The sequence below is a fragment of the Methylobacterium radiodurans genome, from assembly GCF_003173735.1.
Lineage (GTDB): Bacteria > Pseudomonadota > Alphaproteobacteria > Rhizobiales > Beijerinckiaceae > Methylobacterium > Methylobacterium radiodurans.
Genome location: NZ_CP029551.1, coordinates 1,307,626 through 1,325,381, shown reverse-complemented (window position 1 = coordinate 1,325,381; position 17,756 = coordinate 1,307,626). Strand labels below are relative to the sequence as shown.

General features: G+C 73.0%; 20 protein-coding genes. 9 read left to right on the top strand and 11 right to left on the bottom strand.

The window, feature by feature from the left end:
- Positions 1-68: 68 nt before the first annotated feature.
- Positions 69-1,490 (top strand): serine protease, encoded by a 1,422-nt coding sequence (locus DK427_RS05925; RefSeq protein ID WP_109950449.1) that lies wholly within the window; start codon positions 69-71, stop codon positions 1,488-1,490.
- 22 nt (positions 1,491-1,512) lie between these two features.
- On the opposite strand, the gene DK427_RS05920 is transcribed toward DK427_RS05925, so the two are convergent.
- Positions 1,513-1,668 (bottom strand): DUF3309 domain-containing protein, encoded by a 156-nt coding sequence (locus tag DK427_RS05920; protein ID WP_109950448.1) that lies wholly within the window; start codon positions 1,666-1,668, stop codon positions 1,513-1,515.
- A 340-nt stretch (positions 1,669-2,008) separates the two neighbouring features.
- Here DK427_RS05920 and DK427_RS05915 point away from each other — a divergent pair, with 340 nt between their 5' ends.
- Both DK427_RS05915 and DK427_RS05910 read left to right on the top strand, forming a co-directional pair.
- A complete protein-coding gene (locus DK427_RS05915) occupies positions 2,009-2,230 on the top strand; it encodes a hypothetical protein (protein WP_109950447.1) in 222 nt (73 codons plus the stop codon).
- Positions 2,231-2,635: 405 nt separating this feature from the next.
- On the top strand, positions 2,636-2,908 hold the full coding sequence (locus DK427_RS05910) for a hypothetical protein (RefSeq protein ID WP_109950446.1): 273 nt from the start codon (positions 2,636-2,638) through the stop codon (positions 2,906-2,908).
- A 36-nt stretch (positions 2,909-2,944) separates the two neighbouring features.
- On the opposite strand, the gene DK427_RS05905 is transcribed toward DK427_RS05910, so the two are convergent.
- The 3 genes from DK427_RS05905 to DK427_RS05895 form a co-directional block, all read right to left on the bottom strand.
- Positions 2,945-3,988: a cysteine synthase A gene (locus DK427_RS05905; protein WP_109950445.1), complete on the bottom strand. Its 1,044-nt coding sequence runs from the start codon at positions 3,986-3,988 to the stop codon at positions 2,945-2,947.
- A gap of 102 nt (positions 3,989-4,090) precedes the next feature.
- Positions 4,091-5,107, bottom strand: a complete 1,017-nt coding sequence (locus DK427_RS05900) for an extracellular solute-binding protein (RefSeq protein ID WP_109950444.1) — start codon at positions 5,105-5,107, stop codon at positions 4,091-4,093.
- 85 nt (positions 5,108-5,192) lie between these two features.
- Complete coding sequence (locus DK427_RS05895) at positions 5,193-6,266, bottom strand: ABC transporter ATP-binding protein (RefSeq protein ID WP_109950443.1); 1,074 nt, start codon at positions 6,264-6,266, stop codon at positions 5,193-5,195.
- Positions 6,267-6,676: 410 nt separating this feature from the next.
- Here DK427_RS05895 and DK427_RS05890 point away from each other — a divergent pair, with 410 nt between their 5' ends.
- From DK427_RS05890 to DK427_RS05880, 3 genes are all read left to right on the top strand, one after another.
- A complete protein-coding gene (locus tag DK427_RS05890; protein ID WP_204165277.1) occupies positions 6,677-7,834 on the top strand; it encodes an MFS transporter in 1,158 nt (385 codons plus the stop codon).
- Positions 7,835-7,903: 69 nt separating this feature from the next.
- Positions 7,904-10,183: a primosomal protein N' gene (locus tag DK427_RS05885; protein ID WP_109950441.1), complete on the top strand. Its 2,280-nt coding sequence runs from the start codon at positions 7,904-7,906 to the stop codon at positions 10,181-10,183.
- 40 nt (positions 10,184-10,223) lie between these two features.
- Positions 10,224-10,583: a SpoIIAA family protein gene (locus DK427_RS05880; protein ID WP_109950440.1), complete on the top strand. Its 360-nt coding sequence runs from the start codon at positions 10,224-10,226 to the stop codon at positions 10,581-10,583.
- A gap of 27 nt (positions 10,584-10,610) precedes the next feature.
- Here the strand turns inward: DK427_RS05880 and DK427_RS05875 are convergent, their stop codons facing one another.
- Both DK427_RS05875 and DK427_RS05870 read right to left on the bottom strand, forming a co-directional pair.
- A complete protein-coding gene (locus tag DK427_RS05875) occupies positions 10,611-11,006 on the bottom strand; it encodes a hypothetical protein (protein ID WP_109950439.1) in 396 nt (131 codons plus the stop codon).
- A gap of 241 nt (positions 11,007-11,247) precedes the next feature.
- On the bottom strand, positions 11,248-12,126 hold the full coding sequence (locus DK427_RS05870; protein ID WP_109950438.1) for a LysR family transcriptional regulator: 879 nt from the start codon (positions 12,124-12,126) through the stop codon (positions 11,248-11,250).
- Positions 12,127-12,219: 93 nt separating this feature from the next.
- Here DK427_RS05870 and DK427_RS05865 point away from each other — a divergent pair, with 93 nt between their 5' ends.
- The 3 genes from DK427_RS05865 to ycaC all read left to right on the top strand — a co-directional run bounded on the left by DK427_RS05865 (position 12,220) and on the right by ycaC (position 13,986).
- On the top strand, positions 12,220-12,771 hold the full coding sequence (locus DK427_RS05865) for a DUF4865 family protein (protein ID WP_109950437.1): 552 nt from the start codon (positions 12,220-12,222) through the stop codon (positions 12,769-12,771).
- A gap of 28 nt (positions 12,772-12,799) precedes the next feature.
- A complete protein-coding gene (locus DK427_RS05860) occupies positions 12,800-13,189 on the top strand; it encodes a tautomerase family protein (protein WP_109950436.1) in 390 nt (129 codons plus the stop codon).
- A gap of 155 nt (positions 13,190-13,344) precedes the next feature.
- Positions 13,345-13,986 (top strand): isochorismate family cysteine hydrolase YcaC, encoded by a 642-nt coding sequence (gene ycaC, locus DK427_RS05855; protein ID WP_109950435.1) that lies wholly within the window; start codon positions 13,345-13,347, stop codon positions 13,984-13,986.
- Positions 13,987-14,045: 59 nt separating this feature from the next.
- Here the strand turns inward: ycaC and DK427_RS05850 are convergent, their stop codons facing one another.
- The 5 genes from DK427_RS05850 to DK427_RS05830 all read right to left on the bottom strand — a co-directional run bounded on the left by DK427_RS05850 (position 14,046) and on the right by DK427_RS05830 (position 17,583).
- Positions 14,046-14,252 carry a Trm112 family protein gene (locus DK427_RS05850; RefSeq protein WP_109950434.1) on the bottom strand — a complete coding sequence of 69 codons (207 nt, stop codon included), beginning with the start codon at positions 14,250-14,252 and terminating at the stop codon, positions 14,046-14,048.
- Between the two features lie 11 nt (positions 14,253-14,263).
- Positions 14,264-14,935: an LON peptidase substrate-binding domain-containing protein gene (locus DK427_RS05845; protein ID WP_109950433.1), complete on the bottom strand. Its 672-nt coding sequence runs from the start codon at positions 14,933-14,935 to the stop codon at positions 14,264-14,266.
- A 24-nt stretch (positions 14,936-14,959) separates the two neighbouring features.
- A complete protein-coding gene (gene trxA / locus DK427_RS05840) occupies positions 14,960-15,874 on the bottom strand; it encodes a thioredoxin (protein WP_109950432.1) in 915 nt (304 codons plus the stop codon).
- Between the two features lie 187 nt (positions 15,875-16,061).
- Entirely contained in the window at positions 16,062-16,550 is a 489-nt protein-coding gene (locus DK427_RS05835; RefSeq protein ID WP_425452552.1) for a hypothetical protein, read from the bottom strand.
- 55 nt (positions 16,551-16,605) lie between these two features.
- Positions 16,606-17,583 (bottom strand): glutathione S-transferase family protein, encoded by a 978-nt coding sequence (locus DK427_RS05830; protein WP_109954030.1) that lies wholly within the window; start codon positions 17,581-17,583, stop codon positions 16,606-16,608.
- Between the last annotated feature and the right edge of the window lie 173 nt (positions 17,584-17,756).

Genomic DNA, 17,756 nt, shown 5'->3' with positions numbered 1-17,756 from the left:
GATTCGGGCTGGCCTTCGCCCGGGTGGCCTGCCAAGCTCATTCGGTCAGAGGATCGGGACACGGGACCATGCCGCGCATCCGGCTTCGCGCCGCCGCCCTCGCCGCCACGCTCGCGCTTCCCGTGGGGGCCACCGCACAGCCGGCGCAGCGTCCGCCCGCCGCGGCGCCCGACCCCGCCGTGGAGGCGATGCGCGCAGCGTTCGAGGCGCTGCCGGAATCCGAACGCAAGGCGCTGCAGGACGCCCTCGTCTGGACCGGCGACTACAACAGCGTGGTCAGCGGCGCCTTCGGCCGGCGCACCTTCGAGGGGCTGAACGCCTACCGGACCCGCACCGGTGAGGCCCGCGACCCGCTCGACCCAGGCGTGCGCCGGGCGATCCTCGCGGCGGGCGAGGCGGCCAGGCGGGCGGCGCGGTTCGGCGTGCGCACGGACCCGGCGAGCGGCGTGACGATCGGCGTGCCCGAGCACCTTCTTTCCAAGCGCACGGCCTTGCCCGGCCCTTTGCCTGCCGGCACGCGCTGGCAGAGCGCGGACGGCCGCGTGACGCTGGAGACCCGCGCCTTCCCGCCGGAGGCCGCGTCCCTCGACACGCTGTTCGAGCGTGCCACCGCGCCGACGCCGGACCGGCGCGTGACCTACAAGCTGAAGCGGCCGGACTTCATCGTGGTGACGGGCGAGACCGCGACGGGTCGCTCCTACATCCGCTACGCCGCGGGGCCGGCGGGCGTGCGGGGCTTCACCCTCGGCTACGACAGCCGCCTCGCCTCCGAGGTCGACCGGCTGGTGATCGCGGTCGCCAACAGCTTCGTGCCCTTCCCCGATGCCCCGGCGGAGACGCCGGGGGGATCCGCGCCGCAGTCCGCCATCAAGGCGCCCACGCCCGCGCAGCCGGCCCTTCCGGCGACCGCCCTTCCATCCGCGCTGCCCGCGCTCCCGCGGGCCGGGGCGGCGCCCGCGGCGACCGGCCTCGTCGTGGCGCCGGGACGGGTGCTGACCGCGGCCTCCGCGCTCGCCGGCTGCGTGCCGCGCGTCGGCGCCGCGGCGGCCCGCGTACTCGCGAGCGACCCGGCGCAGGGGCTGGCGCTGATCGAGGCGGCGGGCCTGCCGGCCCCGGTCCTGCCCGCGCCGCGCGGGACGCCGGCCGGCGCCGACGAGGCGCTGACGGTGGTGGCCGCCAGCGCGGAGGGGAGCATCGTCGCGCCCGGCACGGCGCAGGGGGCCGGCCTGGTGGCGCCCCTCCAGCCGGGCGCGGCCGGCGCGCCGGTGCTCGACCGCGCGGGCGCGCTCGCCGGCATCGTCGCCCGCTATCCGGGCGCGCCGCGCCTCGTCGCCGGTGTAGCGCCGCCCGCGAGCTACCCGGTCCTGCCGGGCGCGGCGGTGGCGGATTTCCTGCGCCGGAACGGCATCCCCGCCGCGTTGGGCGGCCCCGCGGGGTCATCGGCCGGCGCGGTCGCGCCGGCCGTGGTCGCAGTCACCTGTGCGCGCTGAGGGCGCCGGGCGACAAGCGGGGTCAGAGCCGCCCGGTGGCGAGCAGCACGATGAGGATGATCAGCAGGATGCCGCCGAGGCCGAAGCCGGGGCCGCGATAGGCGCCGCCGCCGAGGAAGCCGCCGCCGCCGAAGGCGAGAATGATCAGGATGATCAGCAGGATGGTGACGAGGGACATGCTGCGTGGACTCCGGCAGCTGCACAGGATGTGAGCTTGACCGTTCAAACGCCGAGGCGGTCCACTTCGTTCGGTCACGCTTGATTTTTATTGCTCGGCTCGGGATGGGACTGCGGCGGCTATGGCCGATAGATCGATCGAGCGGTCGACGCATCGTTGTTTTGCAGGTGCGAGATCGCACGGATCATCGCGAACCGGCAGGCTTATCACCCGTTTCGTCACTGCATTCGGCCAAGGACAGCCGGAGCGACCAAGACCGCGCAAGATTGCGAAGGCACGATCTTTCTCACTCCACCTTAGACCGGATGATTTCCTCACCCCTGAGACACGGGAGATCATCATGACGTCTCGCATCATCGCCGCCGCGCTGCTCGCCGCGACCGTCGCGTCGCCAGCCCTCGCCCAGGGCCTCGACTCGCGTCACAGCCCCTATCCGGCCTCGGCCTATCCGGGCTACGTCGCGCCCGCGCAGGGCTCCGCGGTCCGGCACGCTGCCGCCTCGGCCTACCGCTATTCCGGCCAGCATGCCGGCGGCCCCGCCGGCGCGCTCGTCCGCAACTGAGCCGCCAACGCACCGCGGCCCCAGTCCAGGCCCGCCCGGCACCGCCGCGGCGGGCCTTTCTGCGTCGCGAGGCTGCGCCTCAGCGGGGCGGCATGACCGGAACAGCCAGGACATCGGTCATGCAGGCGGCCGGGGCGGCGACGAGGATGGCGGCGGCGGCCGGGCCGAAACGCGTCGCCTGCATCGGTGCTGGCATCTCATCTGGTGGAAGGACCATCGCAACGCCCTGGATGTCGAACGGACAACCGGCACAGTCACGCCCGGCTCTGCGGGGGTGTTCGACCGCAGCCGGACAGTCACAGCACATCTTTGGTGCGGTGCCGCACGCTCAGCATGCGTCCGGAAACCTTCGGCACATCCCGCGGTTGCCGCCCTACACGCCGGAAAATCCGGCACGGAGCCCCCATGACAAAGACACTCACCATCAGCGCTCTCGCGCTGCTCGTCGCCGCGCCTGCCCTGGCGCAGGGATTGGCCCCACTCCGCAGTCCGGGGGCAACCCAAACCATCGTCCAGCCTCAGCCGAACACGACCGGCAACGATCCGAGCCTGATCATCTCGCGCGGCAGCACGGGCGCGGAGACCATCACGACGAACTCGGCGGCCGGCGGCAATGCGGGTCAGCCGGAGCGCGCGATCCCGCAGGGCAGCGCGAACGGCGGCGGCTCCAGCCGCTGAGCGAGGGCCAGCGGGCCCTCAGGCCTGCCAGGGTCCTCAGGCCCGCCAGTCCGGCAGATCCTCGGCGGGCGCGTCGAGCCAGTCCGGCACGGGCAGGCCGCGCTCGGCGAGGAAGGCCGGATTGAACAGCTTCGAGGCGTAGCGCGCCGCGCCGTCGCACAGGATCGTCACGATCGTGTGGCCCGGTCCGAGCCGCTTGGCCAGCCGGATCGCCCCCGCCACGTTGATGCCGGACGAGCCGCCGAGCGACAGGCCCTCCTCCCGCATCAGCCCGAACACGATCGCCAGCGCCTCGGCATCGGGGATGCGGAAGGCGTGGTCGGGCGTGAATCCCGCGAGATTCCCGGTGACGCGGCCCTGGCCGATGCCCTCGGTGATCGAGGAGCCCTCGGCCTTCAGCGTTCCGGCGGTGTAGTGCGCGTAGAGGGCCGAGCCCTCGGGGTCGGCGAGCGCGATGCTCACGCCGGGCTTGGCGACCCACAACGCCTCGGCGACGCCCGCGAGCGTGCCGCCGGTGCCGGCCGCGCAGACGAAGCCGTCGACCGAGCCGCCCGTCCCCTCGTAGATCTCGGGCCCGGTCCGCTCCACATGGGCGCGCCGGTTGGCGACGTTGTCGAATTGGTCGGCGAAGAAGGCGCCCGCGGGATCGCGCTCAGCTAGGCTCTCGGCGAGGCGCCGGGCCACGTGCACGTAGTTGTTGGGGTTGGCGAAGGGCACCGCCGGCACCTCGACGAGGCGGGCGCCGGCGAGCCGCAGGGTCTGCTTCTTCTCGGCCGACTGCGTCTCGGGAATGACGATCACGGTGCGGTAGCCGCGCACCGAGGCTACCAGCGCGAGGCCGATGCCCGTATTGCCGGCCGTGCCCTCCACGATGGTGCCGCCCGGCCGGATCAGCCCGCGCGCCTCCGCGTCCTGTACGATCGAGAGCGCGGCCCGGTCCTTCACCGAGAGGCCGGGATTCAGGAACTCGGCCTTGCCGAGGATCGTGCAGCCGGTCTCCTCGGACGCCCGACGCAGGCGGATCAGCGGGGTGTCACCGATGGCGGTGAGGACGTCGGGGCGGGCGGCGGCGCGGCTCATGGCACCCTCATAGCGCGTCGCGCGGGAAAAGTGTGCCTGTTTGCGGGCTTGCCGCGAGGTCCGGCCTCTCCCTCCGCCGGGCGGCGGAGGGAGATTTGCGCGTCAGTTGTCGAAGCCGACCTTGTCCACCAGCAGGCTCGCGGCCTTGCGGTTGCGGGCGATCTCGGCGAGCGGCGTCGGGTCGATCGCGAGCGGGCCCATCGCGGTGAGCAGCGGGTCGATCTTGGCGCCGGCCTTGACCGGGTACTCGTAGTTCGCCTGGGCGTAGAGTCCCTGGGCCTCGTCGGAGACGAGGTATTCGAGGAGCTTCACCGCCTCGTCGCGGTTCGGGGCGTTCTTCGCCACCACCGCGCCGGAGACGTTGACGTGCGTGCCGCCGCCCTCGAAGGTCGGCAGCGCGACCGTGATCGCCTCGCCCCACTTCACCTGCTCCGGCCCGCCCTTGCCCGACCGCATCAGGCCCACATAGTAGGAGTTGCCGAGACCGAGTTCGCAGGTCTCGGCCAGGATGTCGCGGGCCACGTCCCGGTCGCCGCCCGCGGGCTTGCGCACGAGGTTGGCCTTCACGCCCTTCAGCCAGGCCTCGGTCTTCTCGGCCCCGTGCTTGACGAGGTGGTGGGCGATCAGCGCCGTGTTGTAGGGGTGCTGGCCCGAACGCAGGCAGAGTTTGCCCTTCCACTTCGGGTCCGCCAGTTCCTCGTAGGAGAGCGCCTTCAGGTCGGCGAAGTCGCGCGCGTCCGCGTAGGCGACGCGGGCTCGGGACGAGAGCGCGAACCAGCGCCCCTCCGGGTCCCGCAGGGAGGCCGGCACGGCGGCTTCGAGCGCGGCGGACTTTACCGGCTGGGAGAGGCTGCGATCGACCAGCTCGATCAGGTTGCCGATATCGACCGTCATCAGCACGTCGGCCTTGGCACGCTCGCCCTCGGCGGCCACGCGCTCGGCCAGCCCCTTCTCGACGAAGACCGTGTTGACGGTCGTGCCGGTCTTGGCCGTGTAGGCGTCGAGAATCGGCCGGATCAGGCCGGGCTCGCGGGTGGTGTAGAGGTTCACCTCCGCGGCCTGCGCGGACACGGCCGCGAGGAGCGTGGCGAGAAGGGCGTATCCGGCGGTTCGAGGCATGCTTTCCTCCCTGAGGCGCGGGAGGTTGAGCGGCATCGGCCGCCGGAAAGCAAGATCTAAGTTTTTGATCTAAAACAGTTAAAATCTACAGGGCCAGCACGCGCCGGCATCCATTTCTAATCCTCGCCCGGCGCGAAAATAAAGGGGCCTCGCCCGCCAGCACGAGGCCGACCGCCTCGCCCAGCCGGCGCGCGTCCTCCGGCGCGACCGCGAGGCGCACGGGCTCAGCGAAGCCCGCGGCCTCGATCTCCAGCCGCGCCTGCGTGCCGAGATAGACCCGTCGCGCGACGCGGGCGGCGTGGCCCTCGCCCGCGGGTGCGATCCGCAGCGCCTGCGGGCGGAAGGCCGCCTGCGCCTGCGCGCCCTCCGCGAAGCCGGGCGCCGGGAAGGTTCCGAGGGGCGTCTCCAGCGCCCCGCCCCGGCAGGGTCCCGCGACCTCGACGAGGTCGCCGAAGAAGCGGGCGGCGAAGCGGTTCACCGGGCGGCGGTAGAGAGCCTCGGGCGTGCCCACCTGCACCACGCGCCCGGCCCGCATCAGCGCGATCCGGTCGCAGACCTCCATCGCCTCCTCCGGATCGTGCGTGACGAGGAGCGCCGTGGCACCTGCCGCGCGCAGGACGCCAAGCGTGTCGGCCCGCACCCGGTCGCGGGTGCGCCGGTCGAGATTCGAGAAGGGCTCGTCGAGGAGGAGCAGGCGCGGGCCCGGCGCGAGCGCCCGGGCTAGCGCCACCCGCTGCGCCTCGCCGCCCGACAGCGTGTCCGGATAGGCCGCGGCGCGGTGCGCGAGCCCCACCTGGGCGAGCCGCCCGGTCGCCGCCGCCTCGGCCTCGGCGCGCCCGCGGCCGGCGAGGCCGTAGCGCACGTTCTCGGCGACCGTGAGGTGCGGGAACAGAGCGTAGTCTTGGAACATCATGCCGACGCCGCGCAACTCGGGCGGCACGCCGGGGCGTATCTCCCGCCCGTCGAGGCGAAGGGTGCCCCGGTCGGGCGTCTCCAGCCCGGCCACGATCCGCAGCAGGGTGCTCTTGCCGCAGCCGGAATCGCCGAGCAGCCCGACGATCTCCCCGCCCGCCACCGCGAGCGAGACGTCGTCGAGGGCCCGCACCGGCCCGAAGCGGCAGCCGATGCGGTCGAGTTCGAGGCGGGGCGTCTCAGGCATGTGCGGGGGCCAGCCTCGCGGCGCTTGCGCCGACACATCCGGATCCGCGCCACGGATTTCCGCAGCTCCCCTCTCCCCGCCTGTGGGGAGAGGGCTTCATGCCCTCTTGCGGGGGCATGAAGCGAGGCGGCGCATCGATCCCGAAGGGATCGACCCGATGGTGAGGGGGCTCCGACGGATGAGACCTCTCCGTCAAAGCCCCCTCGCCGCCGCTCCGGCTTCGCCTGCGCTTCCTGTCCGCACGACAAGGTGCGGACAGGCCTCTCCCCGCGCGCGGGGAGAGGGGATCCGTGCAGTCTGGAAAACGGAGTCGTGTCGGCTGCGGGTGGTGCATCGGCCGTTCCTGACGCGCCGCTCCCGCCGGCGCAATCCGGTATAGGTCGATCGGTGTCGGGAGGCCGGGGGACGACGTGGCGGAACGGGCCGGATTCGCGCGCTACCTCGCGCTCTACGCCGGGCTCTACGGCGCCTATGGCTGCCTGTCGCCGCTCCTACCGAATCTGATGGCGGCCCGCGGGCTCACGCCCGAGGCGATCGGCCTCGTGCTGGCCGCCGCGACGCTTGTCCGCCTAGTGGCCGCCCCGATCGCCGGGCGTCTCGCCGATGCCCGGGACGCGGCCCGCCCGATCCTGGCCGCGAGTGCGGTCGCGGCGGGCCTGTGCGCGGCGGCGCACCTGCCGGTCCACGGCTTCGGGCCGGTGCTCGCCGCGGGCCTCGCCTACGCGGTGGCGACCGCGCCGCTGGCCCCGCTCGCCGACGCGCTGGCGCTCGGGGCGGCGCGCGGGGGAGAGGCCTTCACCTACGGGCGGGTTCGGGCAGCGGGCTCGGCCGCCTTCATCGCGGCCTCCGCGGCGGCGGGCTGGCTGGTGGAGGCGCGCGGCCTCGCGGCAGCCGTCCTCGTCGGTGCCCTGCTGTTCGTCGGCGCGGGCTGGCTCGCGCAGCGCCTGCCCACGGGCGAGCGCGAGCCGGGCGCAGGATTGGGGGCCGAACAGGGCCTGGGAGGAGGCCTCGGTGCCCTGCTGCACCTCTCCGCCTTCCGCCGTACCCTGCTCGTCGCCGCCCTGGTCGTCGGCGCGCACGGCCTGCACGAGGCCTTCGCGATGATCCTCTGGCGCAGCTCCGGGATCGGCGCCGGGGCGGCGGGCCTGCTCTGGGCCGAGGCGGTGGCCGCCGAGGTGCTGGTCTTCCTGGGCGTTGGCCCGCCGCTCCTCGCGCGGATCGGCCTCGCGGGCGGTCTCGCCCTGGCAGCGGGCGCCGGGGCGCTGCGCTGGGTGATCGCCGCCCAGACGACCGCCCTTCCCTGGCTCGTCGGCGCGCAGGCGCTCCACGGCCTCAGCTTCGCGCTCCTGCATCTCGCCTGCCTGGGGCTCATTGCCGAGACGGTGCCGCCGCGCTTGCGGGCCACCGCCCTCACCCTCTACGGCAGCGTCGGCCTGGGGCTGGCAGGCGCCCTCGTGACGCTGGCTTCCGGTCCGCTCTACGCCGCGTTCGGCGCGCGGGCCTTCTGGGCGATGGCGGCCCTGAGTCTCGCGGCGCTGCCGCTCGCCCACACGTTGCGGCGGCGCTGAGCGCCGCATTCTCGCGCGCCCTATGGTACGGACCCGGAACGGGCCCTGCGCCCTGCACGCACGAATTCCATGCCCGACGTTGCCGAGATCCTGATCCCGCTCGCCCTCGACACGGCCTACAGCTACGTCGTGCCCGAGGGGCTGCGGCTGGACGCGGGCGACGTGGTGCAGGTGCCGCTCGGGCCCCGCGAGACGGTCGGCGTGGTCTGGGGCCTCGCCCACACAGCGGGCGGCTCGAACCTGCGGCCGGTGACGGGCCGGGTCGATGCTCCGCCGCTCTCCGAGCCCCTGCGGAAGCTCGTCGACTGGATCGCCCGCTACACGCTCGCCCCGAAGGGCTCGGCGCTTGCCATGGTGCTGCGCCTGCCCGACGAGGCCGCCGCCCGCGAGACCGCCCGCGTCGGCGTGCGCGTCTCCGGCAAGGCGCCGGCCCGCGCGACGCCCGCCCGCCGGAAGGTGCTGGAGGCCGCCGCCGACGGGGCGCTGCACGGGAAGAGCGCCCTCGCCAAGGCGGCGGGCGTCTCGCTCAGCGTGGTCGACGGGCTCATCGACGACGGCGCCCTGGAGGCGGTCGCGGTGGAGCCCGAGGCGGTCGCGCCCCCGCCGGACCCGGACCACCCGCGCGTGCCGCTGTCCGACGCGCAGGAGGCGGCGGCGATCGAGCTGATCGCCGGGCCGGCCAGAACGCTTCTCCCGGCAGCGGTCCCGAACCTCGCCGCACCGGACGCGGGTCCCCTCTCCCCCACGGGAGAGGGGGAGCGGCGCGGCTCCGGAGAGAGCCTAGCCCATGCCGAGGCGTCGCTCCCCGGCCCGGTGCTGCTCGAAGGCGTCACCGGCTCGGGCAAGACCGAGGTCTATTTCGAGGCCGTGGCCCACTGCGTCCGCGGGGGCCGGCAGGCGCTGATCCTGATGCCCGAGATCGCGCTGACCGCGCAGTTCCTCGACCGCTTCGCAGCCCGCTTCGGGGTGCGCCCGGCCGCCTGGCACTCGGGCGTCGGCGGAAGGCGGCGCGAGCGGCTGCGGGCCGCCGTCGCGGCGGGCGAGGCGCGCGTCGTGGTCGGCGCCCGCTCGGCCCTGTTCCTGCCCTTCCGGCATCTCGGCCTCATCGTAGTCGATGAGGAGCACGAGTCCGCCTACAAGCAGGAGGACGGAGTGCACTACCACGCCCGCGACATGGCTGTGGTGCGCGGGCGCCTGGAGGGCTGCCCCGTCGTGCTGGCCTCCGCCACGCCCTCCATCGAGAGCCGGGTCAACGCCGAGCGCGGGCGCTACCGCCACGTCCGGCTGCCCGAGCGCTTCGGCGGGCGGCGCCTGCCCGACATCCGGGCGATCGACATGCGCCTCGACGGGCCGGAGCGCGGCCGTTTCCTGAGCCCGCCGCTCATCAACGCCATCAAGGCGAACCTCGCGGCGGGCGAGCAGTCGCTGCTCTTCCTCAACCGTCGCGGCTACGCGCCGCTCACGCTCTGCCGGGCCTGCGGCCACCGCTACCGCTGCCGCAATTGCTCGACCTGGCTCGTCGAGCACCGATTCCGCAAGGCGCTGGTCTGCCACCAGTGCGGCTACGCCGAGCCGCGTCCGCAGGCCTGCACCGAGTGCGGCACCTTCGACAACCTCACGGCCTGCGGGCCGGGCGTCGAGCGCATCGCCGAGGAGGTCGCCGAGCTGTTCCCGGACCGACGCATCATCGTGCTGTCGAGCGACTTCCCCGGCGGCGCCGAGCGGCTGCGCATGGAGTTGGAGGCGGTGGCGGCCGGCGAGTGCGACATCGTCGTCGGCACGCAGCTCGTCGCCAAGGGCCACAACTTCCCGCACCTGACGCTGGTCGGCGTGCTCGACGCCGATATCGGCCTGACCTCCGGTGACCCGCGGGCGGCCGAGCGCACCTTCCAGCTACTTCAGCAGGTGACCGGTCGCGCGGGCCGCGGCGAGCGCCCGGGCCGTGCCCTGGTGCAGACCTACCAGCCGACGCACCCGGTGATCGCGGCGCTGCTCTCAGGAGACGCGGAGCGCTTCTACGCGGAGGAGGTTGCCGCCCGAGAGGCCGCGGGCCTGCCGCCATTCGGGCGCCTCGCGGCGCTGATCGTCTCGGCGGCCGAGCGCGAGGCCGCGGAGGCCCAGGGGCAGGCGCTGGCGCGCGTCGCCGAGCCGCCGGCAGGCGCCATGGTGCTGGGGCCCGCCGAGGCGCCGCTGGCGCTCGTGCGCGGGCGCTATCGCTTCCGTCTCCTGGTGAAGACCGAGCGCAACGTCGATCTGCAGAGCTACCTGCGCGACTGGCTCGCGCGCGCGCCGAAGCCCCGCGGCAGCGTGCGGGTGGCGGTCGATGTCGACCCGCAGAGCTTTTTGTAGGAGAGTGGTCGGCCGCAACGGCCCCTGAGGAGCCCGCCCTGTGCTGAGCTACACCAAGAAGCCGGACACCAACGTCGCCGAGATCGTGGTCGACGGGAAGATCACCGACGCGGAGATGGACGCGGCCATGACCGCGATGAAGGCCGACCTCGACAAGGGCGGCAAGCTCAAGCTCCTGGAGGACATCCGCGCCTTCGAGGGCATGGAGCCCGCGGCCTTCTTCAAGGACCCGCGCTTCGGCCTCTCGATGATGAAGAGCGTCAGCCACGTCGCGCTCGTCACCGACGCGCCCTGGCTGAAGGCGCTGGCCGAGACCTTCAACTTCGTCTCGCCCGCGCAGATCCGCGTGTTCGAGCGCGCCCGCCTCGACGAGGCGCGCTCCTGGCTGGCGACGGCCTGAGGCCGCCGCATCGACCGCCCGAAAGACCTACTCCGCCTGCGCGGTGCGGGTGTTGCTGCGCCGCGCCGTCCAGCTGCCCGAGCACAGGGCCGAGACCTTCCAGGTGCCCGAGCCGGTCTGGGCCTGGAGCCGGCCCGAGGCGGCGCCGCTGGTGCCGCCGTTCGAGACCGTGAGCCCGACCGTGCCGTCGGCGCCGACGCGCCCGCTCATCCGGGTGCCGGCATCCGCCGCCGAGGCGAGGCGCACCTGCCCCTCCTGAATGGAGACGGCGTAGCTGTAGCGGCTGTCGCAGAGCCCGCTCTCGGTCACCAGCTCGACGCGCCACGTGCCCGTGTAGTCGGCCGCCCGGGCGGTCGCGGCCGGCATAAGGCCGAAGAGGGCGAGGCCGGCGGCGAGGGCGAGGGCGGTGGGTGTCGTGGTCATGTGCTCCCCCAGAGGCAAAGCCGTACGGTTCGCTGCGCGCCGCGCGGCGTGTTCTCGTTGCGGGACCCTTCGGGTCCGTTTTCAGGCGATACGCCCGGGTAGATCTGGGAAACGGCGAGAATATGACGCCGAATTCTTGCGAACGCCCAAGCTTTGCTGTCGGGACATCGCGCCTGTTCAGATCCTGACGTGCTGAGTGCCGTCCCGGAGCTGTACGGGAGCTGAACCGGCCGCGCCCGATTCAAACGGTCGCGGCCGCGCGGAAGGCCGCGCCGACGAGGCGCAGGGCCGCGGTCGCGCGCGGCTCCCGGGCGCGGGCGTGCAGCACCACGTCGGCGGTCGGCAGGGGCGGCAGCCCGAGGCGCTCGCCGACCTCGACCGCGCCGGGCGGTGCGACCCGGCGGGCCAGCGCCGCGACGCCGAGCCCGGCGCTGACCGCAGCGCCGACCGCGAGCACGCCGCCCCCGACGAAGACCTCGGTCCAGGGGATGCCGGCCGCGTCGAGGCAGCGCAAAGCCGTCTCGCGCACCCCGCAGGAGCCCGCCAGGGTGGCGAGCCGCAGCGCCTCCCCCGGCCGGTGCCGGAAGCCGGGCCCCGCGAACCAGCCCAAGGGCTCGCGGGCGAGGAGCCGCCCCTCGCCCCGTCGCGGCAGCGGCCCGTCCTCGCTGCGCACGATCGCGGCGTCGATCTCGGCGCGGGCGAAGGCCGCCACGAGGTCGCGCGAGCCGGCGATCCGCACCTCGATGAGGAGGCCCGGATCCTGCGCGGCGATGCGCCCGATCAGGACCGGCAGTTCCGGCCCGGCCACGTGGTCGCTGATCCCGAGGATCAGCCGCCGAGGCGGCTCTGGCGCCACCTGCTGCCAGGCCCGCGCCTGGGCGGCCAGGAGGTCGCGCGCCGCGGGCAGGAAGGCCTCGCCGCGCTCGGACAGGCGGACCCGCCGCGGCGTGCGCTCGATCAGGCGGTGGCCGAGGCGCTCCTCCAGCCGCTTGAGGCGCAGGCTCACCGCGGCCTGGGACGTGCCGAGCGCCTCGGCCGCCCGGGTGAAGCCGCCGAGATCGGCCACCAGCACGAAGGCCTGAACGGCATCGGAATCGAGGGCACGGGCCGGCACAACCATAACGAACGCTCATCGCACGAATAAACAACGATATGTTTTCCTGATGCTCGCGATTCGGCAAGACGGGACCTGCCCGATTGCCGGAGCCCGAACATGCTGGTCCTGCGCTACCGCCACCGCCTGCCCGCCGATTACGACATGGCCCGCATCCGCGGACGCGTCGCCGAGCGCGGGCCGCTCTGGGACGCGACCCCGGGGCTCGGCTTCAAGGCTTTCTCGGTCGCGGAGCGCGCGGGAGGCGCCGCGGGCAACGTCTACGCCGCGACCTATCTCTGGCTGGACCCGGCCGCCGCCTCCGGCTTCCTCACCGACGACCGCTTCCGGGCCGTGACGGACGGCTTCGGCCGGCCGCGCGTCGAGACTTTTCTCCCCCTCGCCGTGGCGGCCAGCTCACCGGACGGCGCGGCCGTCCTGGTGCAGGAGGTCGTGCCGATCGCCGAGACCCGCGGTCTCGCCGCGCTGCGCGCCGCGGAGGCCGAGCGCGCCGCCTCGGCCCTGGCGGAGGGCGCCTGCGCCGCCGTCAGCGCGCTCGATCCGGGCGCGTGGCGTCTCGTCCGCCTCACGCTCCGGCGGGATGGCGACGCGACGCACGAGCGCGTGCTCCACCTCGCCGCCCCCGGCTGGGCCCGCCTATCCCATTCCTGAAGACCCGCCCCCGACCAGAGGAAGTGCCATGCCGCTGATCCGCATCTCCCTGCGCGCGGGCAAGCCCGCCGCCTACCGCGCCGCCCTGGGCGAGGGCGTCTACGCCGCCCTGCGCGAGACCTTCGGGGTCCCGGAGGACGACCGCTTCGTGATGATCCACGAGCACGAAGTGGAGAATTTTGCCTACGGGGCCGGCTACCTCGGGATCGCCCGCAGCGACGACCTCGTGATCGTGCAGATCACCTGCAACGACACGCGCAGCCTCGCGCAGAAGCGGGCGCTCTACCGCCGCATCGTGGACACCCTCGTGGGTGATCCCGGCCTGAGGGCGGAGGACGTCCTGATCAACCTCGTCGAGGTGAAGACGGAGAACTGGTCCTTCGGCAACGGGCTCGCGCAGTACGCCGACCCGGCCTGACGCGGCTTCCATCAGTCAAATCTTGGAAACGATACCTTTCGATCGTTTCGCTTTCGCGCATCAGGCGGTGGCGGCATTCTGATCCCGTTACCGCCCGGACAGCGCGGCGGAGAGCGAAGCGGCCGGGGCCGCGACCCGAGAGGAGACCTTCAGCCATGACCAAGCCGTACAGCCGCCTCGACCTCGATCAGGCCGTCATCCTCCTGGTCGATCACCAGGCCGGTCTCCTGTCCCTGGTGCGCGACATCGAGCCGGACAAGTTCCGCAACAACGTGCTCGCGGTGGCCGATCTCGCGGCCTATTTCGAGCTGCCGACGATCCTGACCACGAGCTTCGAGGAGGGGCCGAACGGCCCGCTGATGCCGGAGCTGAAGGCGAAGTTCCCGGACGCGCCCTTCATCGCCCGACCCGGCCAGATCAATGCCTGGGACAACCCCGACTTCGTCGCCGCCATCCGGGCGACGGGCCGGCGCCAACTCGTCATCGCCGGGGTGGTCACCGAGGTCTGCGTCGCCTTCCCGGCACTCTCGGCGATCGCCGAGGGGTTCGAGGTCTTCGCGGTCACCGACGCCTCCGGCACCTTCGACCCGCTGGTGCGGGACGCGGCCTGGGCCCGGATGTCGGCGGCGGGGGTGCAGCTGATGACGTGGTTCGGGGTGGCCTGCGAGCTGCACCGCGACTGGCGCCGCGACGTCGAGGGGCTCGCCGGGCTGCTCTCCAACCACATCCCCGACTACCGCAACCTGATGACGAGCTACGCCGCGCTCAAGGGCGCGATCCCGAACCGGGCCGCGTGAACGCTACTGGGGGGGAGCCCGGCCCTGCCGACCGGGCCTGGGCCGGCACCGACTGAGCCTCAGTCGGTCAGCGGGCGCGCCTCCTCCGGCAGCATGATCGGGATGCCGTCGCGGATCGGGTAGGCGAGCTTGGCAGAGCGGCTGATCAGTTCCTGGCGGGCGGCGTCGTATTCCAGGGTCTGCTTGGTCAGCGGGCAGACCAGGATCTCCAGGAGCTTCGGGTCGACGCGGGTCGCCTCGACGGGGGCGGTGATCTCGTTGGCCATGCTCGCTCTCGTTACTGCAGCGTCGGCTCGGGGCCGGATCCGCGCACCAGTTCCATCTGCGTGACCGCGATCAGGATCTCGGCCCGCGTCTTCAGGTCTTGCGCCTCCAGCATGGCCTGCTTCTCGCGCACGCCGAAGGGGCTCATCATGCAGAGCGCGTTGACGAGGGCCTCGTTCGGCGCCTCCTCGATCCCCGCCCAGTCGACCTTGAGGTCGTTCGATTCCACGAAGTCGCGCAGCGCCTTCAGCACGCCCTCGCGGTCGACATGCTCCTCGCCCGCGCGGGCCGCGAAGTCCACCGCGAAGTCGTCGTAGGAGACCTGGCAGCGCCGGTAGGCGCTGGCGGTCGCGAGCTCGCTCTCGATCCGGAAGCGGCTGATCCCGGTGAGCGAGATCAGGTAGCGTCCGTCGCCGGTCTCGGCGAACTGGGTCAGCCGCCCGAGGCAGCCGACCCGGTAGAGGCGCGGGTTCATCGGCGAGCCGCCCGCCCCTTCCGGGTCCGGCTGAATCATGCCGATGACCCGGTCGGTGCGGAGAGCGTCGTCCACCATCGCGAGGTAGCGCGGCTCGAAGATGTTGAGCGGCATCTGGCCCCGCGGCAGCAGCAGGGCGCCGGGCAGGGGGAAGACCGGAATCACGGCCGGGCAATCGGCCGCGCTCTTGTAGCCCGCATGGGTGCTCAATCGTGCCTCCCCTCCCGCGCCCGGTTACGAGAACAGCAGCGTCGACAGCTTGCGGCGCCCGCGGATCGTGTCCGGGTCCATCACGCCCCAGGCCTCGAAGAACTGAAGCAGTTGCTTGCGGGCGCCGTCCTCGTTCCAGTCGCGGTCGCGGCGGCGGATCTCGATCAGGTGATCGACGGCGGCCGAGCGGTCGCCCCGGGCGGCCAAGCCCAGCGCGAGGTCGAAGCGGGCCTGATGGTCGTCCGGGTTCGCCTCGACCTGGGCCTGGAGCCCGGCGAGATCGCCCAGCGAGGCCGCCTGCTCGGCGAGTTCGAGGGCTGCCCGGACGCCGACGAGCGCCGGATCGTTAGCCTTGGCCTCCGGCACCATGGCGAGCAGCTGCCGGGCGTTCTCCAGTTCCCCCGCGTCGAGCTGGATCTTGGCGAGGCCCGCGAGCGCGGCGACGTTGTCGGGCTCCTGCTCCAGGATCGCCGCGTAGATCTCGGAGGCGCCCGCGAGGTCGCCCTCCGCGACCAGGCGGGTCGCCTCCTCCAGGGCCGCCTCGATCGGGCTCGGGCCGGCGGGCCCGGCCAGCCGCGCGATGAATTCCTTCACCTGGCTCTCGGGCACCGCGCCCATGAAGCCGTCGACGGGCTGGCCGCGCTGGAAGGCGATGACGGCGGGGATCGACTGGATGCCGAGCTGGCCGGCGATGGAGGGGTGCTCGTCGATGTTCATCTTGACGAGCACGACCGCGCCGCCCGCCGCCGTGACGGCCTTCTCCAGCACGGGGGTGAGCTGCTTGCAGGGACCGCACCAGGGCGCCCAGAAATCGACCAGCACCGGGCGGTTCATCGACTCGGCGATGACGTCCTGCCGGAAGGTGGCGGTGGTGGTGTCCTTGATCAGGTCGGCCGCGCCGGGCTTCGGCGCGTCGCCGGCGGGGAAGTCGTTGAGCATCGGGTCGGGCCTCGGGTCTGGTCGGGCCCGCCGGGCAGGGCTTTTCGCGAGATCACGCGCGTCAAAAACCCTGGCCGACGGTTCGGTCGCGCGTCGTAACCGGTCCGCGCGCCGTGCGACGATGCGGACCGTTGCGTAGATGGGACGGGCGGTCCGGGTTGACCAGCCCGAAGGCCCGCGCCGCGCGCTACTTCGCGGCCCCCGAAGCGGCGCTCCCCTCGGGCGCGGCCGCCGTGGTCCTGGCCTGCGTCACGAAGGTGCCCGCGTAGGTGGCATTCTGCCCCGGCGCGGTCGCCTCACAGGTGATCGCGGTCTTGCCCGGCTCCGGCGTGGAGAAGCGGCAGGCGCCGACCGCCAGGACCGGCCCCTGCGCCGCGCCGCCCTTGCCCGGCACGACGCGGCTGATCGGCTGGAGCGGGTCGGTCTCCTCGGTGCGCTCCTGCTGGGCGCCGCTGCCGCCGAAGCTCAGGGTCTGCCCGTCCTCGGCCGCGAAGTCGAAGCTCGTGAGGTTGCGCGCGACCGTGTTGGTCAGCACGCCCTTGCAGGAATCGCTGAGGTCCTGGCCCGCGATCACCAGCTTCTCGCAGGTGCCCTCGAGCTTGACCGCGGTCTGCGCCGCGGCCGGCGCGGCGAGACCGAGCAGGAGGAGGACGGGCGCGAGGGTCCGGAGCGTCATGGTCATCATGGCGTCTGATCTAGTGAGGCGGCGATCCGCGTCGAGGTCCCGGATCTCAGTCCCCGAAGCGCAGGGCCCGGTCGTTCGGCGCGGCGAAGTCGAGCCGCGGCCCGAGCGGCACGATGCGAGTCGGGTTGATGGTGGTGTGGCTCCAGTAATAGTGCCGCTTGATGTGGTCGAGGTTCACCGTCGCGGCCACGCCCGGCAGGGCGTAGAGGTCGCGCAGGTAGTTCGACAGGTTCGGGTAGTCGGCGATGCGCTGCCGGTTGCACTTGAAGTGCCCGACATAGACCGCGTCGAACCGCACCAGCGTGGTGAACAGGCGGATGTCCGCCTCGGTGAGCCGGTCGCCGCAGAGGTAGCGGCCCCGGTCGAGCCGCTCCTCCAGCGCGTCGAGTTCCGCGAACAGGGCCTCGTAGGCCTCCGCGTAGGCCTCCTCCGTGGTGGCCAAGCCCGCCCGGTAGACGCCGTTGTTCACCCGCTCGTAGACCCGGGCGTTGATCGCGTCGATCTCGTCCCGCAGGTCGGCGGGGCAGAGGTCGGGACCGCCCGCGGCGAAGGCGTCGTTCAGCATGCGGATGATCTCGGCCGACTCGTTCGAGACGATGGTGCCGCGCCGCTTGTCCCAGAGCACCGGCACGGTGACCCGGCCCGTGTAGTGCGGGTCGGCCTTCAGGTAGACCTCGTAGAGGCGTTTCGCGCCGTGGAGCGCGTCCGGCGTCGCGCCGGGCGTGTCGCCGAAGACCCAGCCCTCCGCACCCATACGCGGATCGACCACCGAGACGGAGATCGCCTCCTCGAGCCCCTTGAGGGCCCGCACGATCAGGGTGCGGTGCGCCCACGGACAGGCGAGCGAGACATAGAGGTGGTAGCGCCCGTCCTCGCCCGGGAAGCCGCCCTCCCCCGATGGACCGGGCCCGCCATCGCGCGTGACCCAGTTGCGGAAGGCCGAGGCCTTGCGCTCGAAGCGCCCGCCGGTGGACTTCGTGTCGTACCACTGGTCCTGCCAGACGCCGTCGACCAGCAAACCCATCGTCGCCTCCTCGCAATGCCACCGGGCGCCGCCCGCGGGCGCCGCCCGCGGGCGCAGCATCGGCCATGAGATCCCGGCCATGTGATCCGGGTCATAAGATCCCGGCCATGAGATGGGCGCATACCAGGGTCCGAAAAGCCCGGAACGGGCCTGAAAACGCGCATCGACGGCCC

Bases quoted from the DNA above. Each gene is read 5' to 3' on its own strand.
- DK427_RS05925 (WP_109950449.1), top strand. From the start codon at position 69: ATGCCGCGCATCCGGCTTCGCGCCGCCGCCCTCGCCGCCACGCTCGCG.
- DK427_RS05920 (WP_109950448.1), bottom strand. From the start codon at position 1,668: ATGTCCCTCGTCACCATCCTGCTGATCATCCTGATCATTCTCGCCTTC.
- DK427_RS05915 (WP_109950447.1), top strand. From the start codon at position 2,009: ATGACGTCTCGCATCATCGCCGCCGCGCTGCTCGCCGCGACCGTCGCG.
- DK427_RS05910 (WP_109950446.1), top strand. From the start codon at position 2,636: ATGACAAAGACACTCACCATCAGCGCTCTCGCGCTGCTCGTCGCCGCG.
- DK427_RS05905 (WP_109950445.1), bottom strand. From the start codon at position 3,988: ATGAGCCGCGCCGCCGCCCGCCCCGACGTCCTCACCGCCATCGGTGAC.
- DK427_RS05900 (WP_109950444.1), bottom strand. From the start codon at position 5,107: ATGCCTCGAACCGCCGGATACGCCCTTCTCGCCACGCTCCTCGCGGCC.
- DK427_RS05895 (WP_109950443.1), bottom strand. From the start codon at position 6,266: ATGCCTGAGACGCCCCGCCTCGAACTCGACCGCATCGGCTGCCGCTTC.
- DK427_RS05885 (WP_109950441.1), top strand. From the start codon at position 7,904: ATGCCCGACGTTGCCGAGATCCTGATCCCGCTCGCCCTCGACACGGCC.
- DK427_RS05875 (WP_109950439.1), bottom strand. From the start codon at position 11,006: ATGACCACGACACCCACCGCCCTCGCCCTCGCCGCCGGCCTCGCCCTC.
- DK427_RS05870 (WP_109950438.1), bottom strand. From the start codon at position 12,126: ATGGTTGTGCCGGCCCGTGCCCTCGATTCCGATGCCGTTCAGGCCTTC.
- DK427_RS05865 (WP_109950437.1), top strand. From the start codon at position 12,220: ATGCTGGTCCTGCGCTACCGCCACCGCCTGCCCGCCGATTACGACATG.
- DK427_RS05860 (WP_109950436.1), top strand. From the start codon at position 12,800: ATGCCGCTGATCCGCATCTCCCTGCGCGCGGGCAAGCCCGCCGCCTAC.
- ycaC (WP_109950435.1), top strand. From the start codon at position 13,345: ATGACCAAGCCGTACAGCCGCCTCGACCTCGATCAGGCCGTCATCCTC.
- DK427_RS05850 (WP_109950434.1), bottom strand. From the start codon at position 14,252: ATGGCCAACGAGATCACCGCCCCCGTCGAGGCGACCCGCGTCGACCCG.
- trxA (WP_109950432.1), bottom strand. From the start codon at position 15,874: ATGCTCAACGACTTCCCCGCCGGCGACGCGCCGAAGCCCGGCGCGGCC.
- DK427_RS05835 (WP_425452552.1), bottom strand. From the start codon at position 16,550: ATGACGCTCCGGACCCTCGCGCCCGTCCTCCTCCTGCTCGGTCTCGCC.
- DK427_RS05830 (WP_109954030.1), bottom strand. From the start codon at position 17,583: ATGGGTTTGCTGGTCGACGGCGTCTGGCAGGACCAGTGGTACGACACG.